Annotated in this window: 8 protein-coding genes and 2 tRNA genes; 1 reads left to right on the top strand and 9 read right to left on the bottom strand. The window is 71.0% G+C overall.

The genetic code is table 11. The features are described from left to right. Window positions 1-69: 69 nt before the first annotated feature. Window positions 70-780 carry a chymotrypsin family serine protease gene (locus tag A6035_RS05245; protein WP_108846904.1) on the bottom strand — a complete coding sequence of 237 codons (711 nt, stop codon included), beginning with the start codon at window positions 778-780 and terminating at the stop codon, window positions 70-72. Window positions 781-931: 151 nt separating this feature from the next. After that, complete coding sequence (locus A6035_RS05240) at window positions 932-1576, bottom strand: TetR/AcrR family transcriptional regulator (protein WP_108846903.1); 645 nt, start codon at window positions 1574-1576, stop codon at window positions 932-934. 136 nt (window positions 1577-1712) lie between these two features. On the opposite strand from A6035_RS05240, the gene A6035_RS05235 reads away from it, so the two are divergent. Further along, complete coding sequence (locus A6035_RS05235; RefSeq protein WP_108849097.1) at window positions 1713-2873, top strand: acyl-CoA dehydrogenase family protein; 1161 nt, start codon at window positions 1713-1715, stop codon at window positions 2871-2873. On the opposite strand, the gene A6035_RS05230 is transcribed toward A6035_RS05235, so the two are convergent. The 7 genes from A6035_RS05230 to A6035_RS05200 form a co-directional block, all read right to left on the bottom strand. Then, window positions 2870-4012 (bottom strand): FAD-dependent oxidoreductase, encoded by a 1143-nt coding sequence (locus tag A6035_RS05230; RefSeq protein WP_235026525.1) that lies wholly within the window; start codon window positions 4010-4012, stop codon window positions 2870-2872. The genes A6035_RS05235 and A6035_RS05230 overlap by 4 nt on opposite strands. 102 nt (window positions 4013-4114) lie before the next feature. Next, the gene (locus A6035_RS05225; protein WP_108849096.1) at window positions 4115-4897 is read right to left on the bottom strand and encodes an enoyl-CoA hydratase/isomerase family protein; all 783 of its coding nucleotides are present in this window, start codon (window positions 4895-4897) and stop codon (window positions 4115-4117) included. Between the two features lie 87 nt (window positions 4898-4984). Continuing rightward, window positions 4985-6454, bottom strand: a complete 1470-nt coding sequence (locus tag A6035_RS05220; RefSeq protein WP_108846901.1) for an aldehyde dehydrogenase — start codon at window positions 6452-6454, stop codon at window positions 4985-4987. Window positions 6455-6622: 168 nt separating this feature from the next. Then, window positions 6623-7720 (bottom strand): NAD(P)-dependent alcohol dehydrogenase, encoded by a 1098-nt coding sequence (locus A6035_RS05215; protein ID WP_108849095.1) that lies wholly within the window; start codon window positions 7718-7720, stop codon window positions 6623-6625. 165 nt (window positions 7721-7885) lie between these two features. After that, window positions 7886-7962: transfer RNA gene (locus tag A6035_RS05210), tRNA-Met, on the bottom strand. A gap of 222 nt (window positions 7963-8184) precedes the next feature. Beyond that, a tRNA-Met gene (locus A6035_RS05205) sits at window positions 8185-8261 on the bottom strand. A 206-nt stretch (window positions 8262-8467) separates the two neighbouring features. Further along, entirely contained in the window at window positions 8468-11542 is a 3075-nt protein-coding gene (locus A6035_RS05200; RefSeq protein ID WP_208635563.1) for a UPF0182 family protein, read from the bottom strand. Between the last annotated feature and the right edge of the window lie 17 nt (window positions 11543-11559).

Below are 11559 nucleotides of genomic sequence, written 5' to 3'. Positions count from 1 at the left end.
ATGGAGACGGGGGCCGCGCCGGGCGTCGCAGGGAGGCCGCGCCGGGCGTCGCCGACCGTCTCCGGGCCGTCAGGCCATCTGGAAGCCGCTGCCGGGCCAGTTGCGCGCGGTGGCGTCGGCGACGATCGCGTCGAACGAGTACCCCAGCGCGGGGAGGAAGAACGGCGACTGCGCCGGGTGCAGGCACGAGGGCAGGACCGGGCCGAGGCTGCCGGCCGCTCCGGCCGCCGGCGGCATGTGGCCGCCCGAGACCAGGCCCACGAGCCGGCCGTCGCGGGTGATGGGCCCGCCGGAATCCCCGTAACCGGCGCAGGCGTGGCTCCAGAACCTGTCGCCCTCGCGCTGCCAGGTGATGCCGCACGTGTGGCCGGTCGACAGGCCGTCCTTGCAGACGACGTCGCCGAACTGCGGCGCCGGGGCGCGGCCGACCACGCCGGCCTGCCGGACGGGGAACGCGACGCCCGGGTCCAGGCGGATGACCGAGTAGTCGAGGATCTCGTTGCGGGTGGCGACGGTGCCGATCACGCCCGCGCCCTGGTTGTCGCGGAGGATGACCGGGACGTTGATCCGATCGCTGCAGTGGGCGGCGGTGAACGCGACCGGGATGCCCGCGGCGTCGTAGCCGGCGGCCGTGATGGTGCATCCGGCCACTCCCCCGACGAGCACGGGGGTCGCGCCACCGACGGGCACCGCCGCCTGGGCGGCTGCGGGCGCCATCAGCGTGGCGGCGCCGGCCATCACGGCCGTCGCGGCGAGTTTCGCCAGACGGGTGAACCTCATGAGCGTGTCCTTCCCACCCCTGGCGGAATGCCCGGGTCTACGCCCCGTCAGACTAGCGGCCGGGGCCCCGCCGTGCACGACGCACGCGCCCGTCACCGGCGCGCCTCCCGAATCCGGGTGCGACGCCACCGGCCCAGCGGCACACAGGCGGTCAGTGCTCCCCGACAGTGATCCGGATGGTGGGACGTCGGTCGTCGGCACCGCCGACCTGAGACCAGATAGCGGCCACGATCGGTTCGAGGAACAGTTCGCCGACCTGCCCCATGAGGGTGCGCACCACCTGGACCTTGTCCGAGGAGCGCGTGGAGGCGTGGCCGCCGCGGCGGAGGCTCTCGACCTCCCTGGTGGTGAGGTCGACGATCGCCGCGAGCAGGGGAGCACCCCGGCCGTCGGGCTCGATGAGGGCGCGGTTGATGTACTTCACGAGCATCGGGTTGCGCTCGAGCATGTCGCGCACGGCGGCGTCGCGGGCCGCGACCACCTCCGCGGGGGACCCGGTGTGCGCGACGGTCGCCAGCGCGTCGACGACGTGCTCGACCACGAGGTCGTCCACCGCGCGGCGCAAGCCCTCTTTGGTGCCGAAGTGGTGCTGGATCAGCCCGATGGTCACGCCGACCTCCGCGGCGACGCGGCGCATGGAGACCCGGTCCTCGCCGTGGTCCGAGTACAGCTCCAGGGCGGCGTACCGGATCCGCGCGCGGGCGGTGAGGTCGCCGTCGGCGGAGCGCGGCGGGCCGGGGTCGACCGTCCCCGCGCCGTCGCCCGACCCGGGTCCCGCTGAATCCACCTCGCCCATCTCGCACACCTCTCGCCGGGACGTGCGGTGCCCGAGGCGACCGCCGGAATGACGACCATACACGTGCATGCCATGCAGTTGTATGGTGGTGCTCGTCAAGGCCACACCGGCCCCCACCTCACCCTGGAGTCGCCCCATGTTCGAGCCCGCCCCCTTCCGGTCCCCGTGGATGACCGACGATCTGGACGCCCTGCGCTCGCACACGCGGGCGTTCCTGGAGAAGGAGACCGCCCCGCACCTCGAGCGGTGGGCCGAGCAGGGTGCGGTCGACCGCGAGTTCTGGAACAAGGCCGGCGACGCGGGACTGCTGTGCATCTCGATCCCGGAGGAGTACGGGGGCGGCGGCGGGTCGTTCGCCCACGAGGCCGTCATCGCCGAGGAGCAGACCCGGGCGCTGGACGACGGCTGGGGCAACTCGGTCCACAGCACGATCGTCGCCCACTACATCCTCCAGTACGGCACCCAGGAGCAGAAGCAGCGTTGGCTGCCCAGGCTCGCGACCGGCGAGATGGTGGGCGCCATCGCCATGACCGAGCCCGGCGCCGGGTCGGACCTGCAGGCCCTGCGCACCACGGCCACGCGCGACGGCGACGACTTCGTGGTCAACGGCTCCAAGACGTTCATCTCCAACGGCATGCACTGCGACCTGCTCGTCATCGTGGCCCGCACGGGCGGGGAGGGCGCGCAGGGCCTGTCCCTGCTGGTGGCCGAAACGCCCGGACTGGAGGGCTTCAACCGTGGCCGCAAGCTCGACAAGATCGGCCTGAAGTACCAGGACACGATGGAGCTGTTCTTCGACGACATGCGTGTGCCCGCGGGCAACATCCTGGGCGGCGAGGAGCAGGTGGGGCAGGGCTTCATCCAGCTCATGCAGCAGCTCCCGCAGGAACGCCTCATCATCGCGGTGACCGCGGTCGCCGCCGCCGAGACCGCCGTCCGTCTGGCGACCGACTACGCCAAGGAGCGCGAGGCGTTCGGCAAGCCGATCCTCAAGTTCCAGAACCTGCGCTTCGAGCTTGCCGAGTGCAAGACCGAGGCGCTGGCCGCCCGCACCCTGCTGGACCACTGCATCTCGTTGCACCTGGGGGGCGAGCTCGACCCGGCCACGGCGTCCATGGCCAAGTACTTCTGCACGGACAAGCAGTGCGAGATCATCGACCGATGCTTGCAGGTCTTCGGTGGCTACGGCTTCATGACCGAGTACCCGATCGCCCGAATGTACGCCTCGGCGCGCGTGCAGAAGATCTACGGTGGGACCAACGAGATCATGAAGGAGCTCATCTCCCGGACGCTCTAGAGGTCCGCGACAATCTGGCGCACGGCGTCACGGCCCGCCCGGTTGGCCCCCACGGTCGACTGGGACGGGCCGTAGCCGATGAGGAACAGCCTCGGCTCGTCGAGCGCCCGTCCGTCGGCGACGCGGATGCCGCCCTCGGTCGTCCGGAGCCCGAGCGGGGCGAGGTGGGCGATCGCGGGCCGGAAGCCGGTGGCCCAGAGGATGGCGTCCGCCGGTTCGAGCCGCCCGTCGGGCATCCGCACGCCGTCGGGCTCGATGCGGGTGAACATCGGGTGGCGCACGAGGACGCCGCGCGCGTCGGCGCGGTCGATCCACGGCGCGCGGTACATGCCGGTGACGCGGATGACGCTCTCCGGCGGCAGCCCCCTCGCCGTGCGCTCGGCGACGCGGTCGATGGCGGCGGAGAAGTTGTCCGGCGGCGGGCCGGTCTCCCACTCGATCTCCCGCCGCGTCACCCACAGGGTGTCGGCGACGAGGGAGATCTCCTCGAGCAGCTGCGTCGCCGAGATGCCGGCGCCGACGATCACGACGCGCTGTCCGGCGAACTCGTCGGCCGAGACGTAGTCGTGGACGTGGAGCTGTCGCCCGCGGAAGGTCTCCTGTCCGGGGTAGTACGGCCAGAACGGCCGGCTCCAGGTGCCGGTGGCGTTGATGACGTACTGGGCCGCCCAGGTCCGTGGGGCGCCGGGGCGGGGGGCGCCGGTCGGTTCGGTGACGACGACGAGGTGGTCTCCGGCCGGGTCGTCCCGCCCGGGGACCGGTCTGCGTACCGAGCGGACGCGGACCGGCCGCCGGACGTCGAGGTCGTGGCGGGCCTCGTAGTCGGCGAAATAGCGGGGCAGGATCTCGCGGCTGGGCGTGTCCGGGTCGACGTCGGGGACGGGGTGGTCCGGGAGGGCGAAGATCCCGTTGACCGTGCGCATGGTGAGCGATTCCCAGCGGTGCTGCCACGCGCCGCCCGGGGCCTCGTCGGCGTCGAGCATGACGAGGGTACGGTCGCTCCGGTCCTCCCCCGGGCCCCGACCGGCCGGGACGAAGCCACGGCGTCGTAGGTGGTACCCGGCGGACAGGCCGGCCTGCCCGGCTCCGATGACGACCACGTCGACGGGCGCGGCGGGCGTCCCGGGTTCGTGTGTCACGCCCCCCATGGTCGGCCATCCGGGTCGTCCGCGTCGACGAGGGGGCGCCGTGCACAGCCGGTAAGGCCCCGCGGCCCGGCCCCGCCTGTCACGTCCCGTCGGTCAGGCCCCGTCCGGAAGCGCGGTGAAGTCGGATTGCCGGCCCTCGGCGAACGCGGTGAGGGCCTCGGAGTTGGCGGGGCCGCCCATGAGGTCGGCGAAGCACCGGTTCTCCCGCTCGCGCGCCTCGGCGATCTGCCGCGCCAGGGGTTCGGTCATCGTCTTCTTGACCGCCCGCAGGCTCGAGATGGGGAGGCGGGCCAGCCGGGTCGCGTGCGAGTGCGCGGTCTCCTGCAGGTCTCCCGGGGCGCACAGTCGCCACACGAGGCCCATCTCGTGGGCCTCGCGGGCGCTGATCCACTCGGAGGACAGCAGCGCCCACGCGGCGTTCTGCCTGCCCACGAGCCTGGGGATGAGGTAGCTGGACGCGGCCTCGGGAGCGACGCCCAGGCTCGTGAACGGGCACTTGAGCCGGGCGTCGTCGGCCATGAACACCAGGTCGGCGTACCCGATGATGGTCATGCCGATGCCGAGCCCGAGGCCGTTGATCGCGAGGATCAGCGGCTTGTCGAACGCGGCGAGCGCGTCGATGAGCCCCAGGAAGCCGTGTTCGCCGGGGACGAAGTCGGGATTGGTGACCCGCTCCCCCAACTCGAGCAGGTCGGTCCCCGCGCTGAACGCCCTGCCCGCGCCCGTGAGCACCACGACCGCGACCGACGGGTCGGCGGCGGCGTCGTGCAGGGCGACGGTGATGGCGTCGTACAGGGCCTCGTTGAAGGCGTTGAGCGCGTCGGGCCGGGCCAGTGTCAGGGTGCGGACCCGGTCGGCGTCGCGGATCGCGAGGATCTCACCCTGCGCGCCGTCGCCCTGCGAGGCGTGTCCGGTCGCGGAGACGGTCTCATCGGTCACGGTGGGCTGATCGGTCACGGCGGCTCAGGCCCCGGCCACGGCGGGGCCCTCGAGGTACACGCTCTTGAGCTCGGTGTACTGGGCCAGTCCCTCGGGCCCGAACTCTCGTCCCACGCCGGAGGCCTTGAATCCGCCGAAGGGGGCCGCGAAGTCCATCGTGTAGGTGTTCACGCCGTACGTGCCGGTCCGGACTCGCCGCGCGATCGCCAGTCCGGCCTCCCGGTCGGCGGACCACACGGTACCGGCCAGCCCGTACTCGGAGTCGTTGGCGATGCGGACGGCGTCGTCGACGTCGTCGTAGGCGATGACGGACAGGACGGGGCCGAAGATCTCTTCCTGAGCGATGCGCATCGAGTTGTCCACGCCCGCGAAGACGGTGGGCCGCACGTACCAGCCGGTGTCCAGCCCGTCCGGACGCCCGGGGCCGCCGGCGAGCAGGGTCGCGCCCTCCTGCTGACCGATCTCGATGTAGGAGTTCACGCGCTCCTGCTGGCGCCGGGCCACCATCGGGCCGATCTCGGTGGCGGGGTCGAGCGGGTCGCCCACAGTCATCGACCCGATCCCGTCGGCGATCGCCCGGGCCACCTCGTCATGACGCTCGCGGCTCACGAGCACGCGGGTCTGCGCCACGCACGCCTGTCCGGAGTTCATCACGCCCACGAACTTCAGGCCCTCGACCACGGTCGTCACGTCGGCGTCGTCGAGGACGATCGCGGCGGACTTGCCACCCAGCTCGAGCGAGCAGCGCTTGAGCTGTTCGCCGCAGATGGCGCCGATCCTCCGGCCCGCGGCGGTGGATCCGGTGAAAGCCACCTTGTCGATCGCGCGGTGCCGGACCAGGTGCTCGCCCACCTCGCGGCCGCCGGCGACGATGCTCACGACCCCCTCCGGCACCCCGGCCTCGATGAGCAGGTCGGCCAGCAGGTAGGTGTCCAGCGGGGTCTCGGGGGCCGGCTTGATGACGATCGTGCAGCCGGTGAGCAGGGCGGGGATCAGCTTGGACAGCACCGTGAACTGCGGCACGTTCCACGGCGGGATCGCGGCGACCACGCCGACCGGTTCGTGACGCACGAGGACCTCGCCGCCGAGGGCCCCGGGGCGGGTCTCCTCCCAGGGGAACTCGCGGGCGATCTTGAGGAACGCCTCGATCTGCATCCACGGGGCGGGCGCCTGCGCGAGCTTGCTGAACGAGATCGGCGATCCCATCTCGGTGGAGATGACGGTCGCCATGTCGTCGAGGCGGGCGGCGTACAGCTCGGACAGTCGGGCGACGACCTCGATCCTCTCCCCGGGGCTCATGCGCGGCCAGGGACCGTGGTCGAACGCCTCGCGCGCCGCGGCGACGGCGGCGTCCATGTCCGCCACCGAACCCTCGGGCACGCGCGCCACGACCTCCTCGGTGTGCGGACTGACCACCTCGATGACGTCGTCGGTGGCCGGCGAACGCCACTGCGTCCCGATCAGCAGGGCATCGCGGTCGAGTGAGGTGGTCATGGCAGATCTCCTGGGAGTCGGGGCGGACGTGGTGCCCGCACCGGACACCCGAACAGACACGTGTCCACCATACGAGCGTCCGGGGTTCCGCGGGGCGGGAACGGCGCTGTGGGTTGGAACGGCGCTGTGGGTCGGAACGGCGCTGTGGGTTCGAACGGCGCTGTGGGCTCAGAACACCAGCACCGGCTTGACCACCTCGCCAGCGGTGACGTCCGCGACGGCGGTGTTGATCTCGTCGAAACGGTACGTGGTGACGAGCTCGTCGAGAGGGAGGGCGCCGGCGGACTGCATCGCCAACAGATCGGGGATCATCGTCTGCGGGTCCGAGTCGCCCTCGATGCAGCCGCGGACGATCTTGCCGTTCTGCATGAGATCGACGGCGTCGAGCTCGAGCCGGGACTCGCCGAGGCCCACCACCACCAGCGTGCCGCGGGGCGCGAGGGCGCGGACCGCCTGCGCGATGACGCCCGACACCGCGGTGGTGTCGACCCCGGCGGTGGCCCCGCCCGCGGTGAGCTCCCTGATCCTGTCCACGAACGCCCCGTCGGGCAGGTCGGTGGGGTTGACCCCGACCGCACCGTAGCGGACGGCGCGATCGAGCCGGGAGTCCTTGGTGTCGACCGCGACGATCGTCTCGACCCCACGTGCGGAGGCCGCGGCGACCGCCGCCAGACCGACCGCGCCCACGCCGTAGACGACGAGGCTCGACGCCGGGTCGGGGTCGATCGTGTTCAGAACGGCCCCGGCACCGGTCTGGAAGCCACAGCCGAAGGGTGCGGCCACCGCGAGGTCGACGTCGGGGTCGATGACGACGACGTTGTCGGCGTTTCCGATCGCCAGCTCCGAGAAGCTGGACTGCCCGAAGAACGACGCGGAGACGTCCGCGCCGTCACGGTGGAGCGTCGTGCTGCCGTCCGTGCGATAGCCCATGTAGTTCAGCGCCATCGTCTGCTCGCAGTACCCGACCCCGCCGGAGCGGCAACGGTCGCACTCACGGCACGAGCGGAAGCTCATCACCACATGGTCGCCGACCGCGACGCCTTCGACCTCCGCGCCCACCGCCTCCACGACGCCCGCTCCCTCGTGCCCGAACACCCGGGGGAACATCTCCGCGGGGAGCATCTCCTTGATGGTCAGGTCCGTGTGGCACAGCCCGACGGCCTTGACGCGGACCAGGATCTCGTCCGATCGGGGGTCGTCGATGTCGAGCTCGACGAGACGGAACGGCTCCCCCGGCCCCTCGACGATGGCGGCGCGGGTCTTCATACCGGTGTCCTCCAGGGTCCGCATCGCGTCCGGCGGGTTCGACGCCGGGCGGGCGCGCGGCGGTCGCCGACGCGGATCGGACACTAACTCAGTGGCCGCGCCCGACGGGGTTCCTCCCGAAATCGACTCAGGCCCGGCTCCCTGGGGGAACCGGGCCTGAGTGCGTGGTAGCGGGGACAGGATTTGAACCTGCGACCTCTGGGTTATGAGCCCAGCGAGCTACCGAGCTGCTCCACCCCGCGTCGATCATCCGGGTGATACCGGGTGACGTGAGACCGTCCGGCGGCCGAGTGGTTTCCCTCTCGACTCCGCCTCGGTCAGATAAGACCTTAGCAAAAAGCGACCGGGAACCACGAATCGGCGGCGGCGCCAGACGGCAGCGGCGCCAGCGGCACCGCCGCGCGACGGCGGCGGCCCCGGAACGACGAAGGGCCCCTCCGTGAGGAAGGGCCCTTCGTCGTGCGTGGTAGCGGGGACAGGATTTGAACCTGCGACCTCTGGGTTATGAGCCCAGCGAGCTACCGAGCTGCTCCACCCCGCGTCGATTGCGTCTATGACACTACGTGCCACTGAACGGACAACGCAAATCGGTGAACGGGACACGACCGCGACATGACGTGACGTGACAGGTGGGGACACACCACCGCCGAGGCGGGGACCCGCCCGGCGGTACGACGACGCCTTCACCGACAAAGCGCCCGGGCCGGTCCCGCGGGGAGACCGGCCCGGGCGGGCGGAGACGCGTCGTCAGTTGCCGTTGCCGAGCGACTGGTAGGCGTCGACGGCGGCCTGCAGGTCCGCGAGCGCCTGTCCCAGGTCGGAGAGGTCTCCCCCGCTCTGGGCCGAGCGGACGGCGTTGAGCGCCGTGTTGAGCTCGCGGACCGCGGCCTCACGGGAGGCGTCATCGCCGCCCCCGCCACCGCCGCCGGCGGGCGCGGACGGGCGCGGGGCCGTGCCCTCGGCGGGCCGCGACGTCCCGCCCTCCGCCTCGGCTTCGGCCTGGCCTGTCTCGTCGATACGCACCGCATCGGGGTCCGTCTCGATACCGACCTGCTGCAGCGCCTCGTACAGGGTGGGCGCGTAGCCGACGGCGCGGTCGTAGCTCACCATCACGCGGAGCAGACGCGGGAACGCGGAGTCCTGGTCCTTGCGCTGGGTGTAGATCGGCTCGACGTACAGCACGGAGTCGTTGGACAGCGGGAGCGCCAGCAGGTTGCCCTCGGTGATCTCCGCCGTCTCACCCCACAGCCGGCGGTCCTCGGCGATCGCCGGGGAGGCGATCATGATGTCCTGAGCCTGGTTGGGGCCCTGCGAGAGCGGCTCGGTGGGCCGCTGCACGCGCACCGTGATCTGCCCGTAGGTCTCGGGGTCCGAACTCGCCGACATGTGCGCGGCGAGGAATTCGCGCTCGTACCCCCGGAACGCGGAGATGAGCTGGAACGACGGCTCGTCCGACTCCGGGTCCGTCGGGTCGGAGGTCACCACGTAGTACGGCGGCTGGGCCGGCCCGTCCCGGTCCACGGTCTGGGCCCCGGCCGGACCACCGGCCGTCCCGGGTGCGGGAGCGGTCCCGGGGCCGGCCGCCGGCGGGGTCTGCGGGTTCTGGATGGACGACGTCACCGTGGGATCGGACGGCACCGACCAGAAGGCGTCGTTCGTGAAGAACTGGCCGGGGTCGTCGACCTGGTACTTGGCCAGCAGCTCGCGCTGCACCTTGAACAGGTCCTCCGGGTAGCGCAGGTGCTCCTCCAGCTCCTCGGAGATCGCCTCGCGCGGCTGCACGATGCCCGGCAGAGCCTTCATCCAGGTCTGAAGCACCGGGTCCGACTCGTCGAACGCGTACAGGTCGACCGTGCCGTCATAGGCGTCGACGGTGGCCTTGACCGAGTTGCGGATGTAGGAGACCTCCTCGTCCGGCAGGACCCGACCACTCGCGTCGTTGAGAGAGTCCGAAGTCATGGCCTCCAGCGAGCTGAGCTCGGCGTAGGGGTAGGTCTTGAGCGTCGTGAAGCCGTCGACGATCCACTTGATGCGGCCGTCGATCACCGCCGGGTACGTGTTGGTGTCCGTGGTCAGCCACGGGGCCACCTTCTGCACCCGGTCCCTCGGGTCGCGGTCGTAGAGGATCTTCGACTCGTCGCCGATGAGGTTGGACAGCAGGATGTTCCGCTCGGCGAACTTGAGCGAATAGGCGATCCGGTTGACCCAGCCGCCGACGGGCACACCGCCCTCACCCGTGTAGGTGTACTGGGTCGTGTCGGTGTCGTACTCACGGGGGCCGTCGCCGTTGTCGCCGACGATCGCGTAGTCGGGATCCGACTGGGCGATGAGCGGACCGTAGTAGGTCCGCGGCTGGGTGACCGGGATCATCATCTCCTGGCCACTGGAGATGGCCTCCAGGTCCGAGACCTGGAAGTTGGGGAGGCCGCCCCGGTCCGAGCCGGCGTCGTCGGCGATCTCGTTGACCCGGTTGGCCGGAGCCGCGACGAACCCGTTGCCGTGCGTGTACACGGTGTGACGGTTGATCCAGTCGCGCTGGTTGGCCTGCAGGGACTGGGGGTCGAGCTCACGCGCGGCCACGAGGAAATCCTGCATCTCGCCGTCGATCGTGTAGCGGTCGATCCCCAGGGTCTCGGGGAAGCCGTAGAAGTTGCGCAGCTGGTGCAGCTGGGTGAACGTCGGCGACAGGACGTTGGGGTCCAACACGCGGACGTTGGACAGCGTGGTGATGTCCGTGGCCGCCTCCCGGGGATTCGGATCGGCCGCCCCCCAGTTGTCGATGTAGGTGACCCGGTCCTCACCGATGTCATACGCGGCGCGCGTCGCCTCGATGTTCCGGGCGATGTACTCCCGCTCCTTGACGGCGCGGTTGGGATTGACCGAGAACTGCTCCACGGCCAGCGGCCAGGCCGACCCCACCACGAGGGCCGAGAACAGGAGCAGGACCGTGGCCAGCGCGGGGATACGCAGGTCCCGGATGACGATGGCGGAGAAGAACGCGACCGCACACACCAGTGCCACCGAGAACATGAAGATCTTGGCCGGCATGAGGGCGTTGACGTCGGTGTAGCTCGCACCCGTGAACGTGGCGTTCTCGCTGAACAGCAGCTCGTACCGGTCGAGCCAGTACGCCGCCGCCTTGGCGAGGACGAACAGGCCTGCCAGGCTCACCAGCTGGATGCGGGCCGCCCGGGTCAACGCACCCTCGCGGGCGCCGGGCCGGAGGCCGCCGAAGATGTAGTGCGTGAAGAGGTTGGCCAGGAACGCCAGCACGATGGCGACCATCATCCACGTGACGATCGCGCGCCACATCGGCAGCTCGAACGCGTAGAAGGAGATGTCGAGCCCGAACTGGGGGTCCGTCTCACCGAACGGCGTCGAGTTGAAGAAGGCGAGCACCGTCTGCCAACCGGTCTGTGCGACCGAGCCGGCCAGGACGGCGAGCACGGCCGGGATCCAGAACACGGTCTTGCCGGGCGAGGCGCCCATGGCCGCGCGGTAGCGGGCCAGCGCGTCCGGCATCCCCGGCTGCGAGACGAACACGGGGCGGGCGCGGTAGGCCAGCAGGATGCCGGCGGTCACCGCCAGGCCGACCAGGAGGGCGACCACGACGAACACCCCGAGCCGCGTGAGCAGCTCGGTGCGGAACACGCTCGTGGCGTCGACACTGCCGAACCACAGCCAGTCCGTATAGGCCGTGTTCAGCCGCGGAAGGACCTGGATGACGAGGATGAGGACGACGACGGCGACGGCGACGGCCCGACCGCGACGCGAGATCGCGATCGGCCGACCTGGGGGGTTGCCGGGTGGGCGGACGGACACCTGGGATGCTCCTGCAC

The organism is Dietzia lutea (assembly GCF_003096075.1).
GTDB classification, from domain to species: Bacteria; Actinomycetota; Actinomycetes; order Mycobacteriales; family Mycobacteriaceae; genus Dietzia; species Dietzia lutea.
Note: the sequence above shows the minus strand (reverse complement) of the source record. Positions and strands in the feature narration are given on the sequence as shown.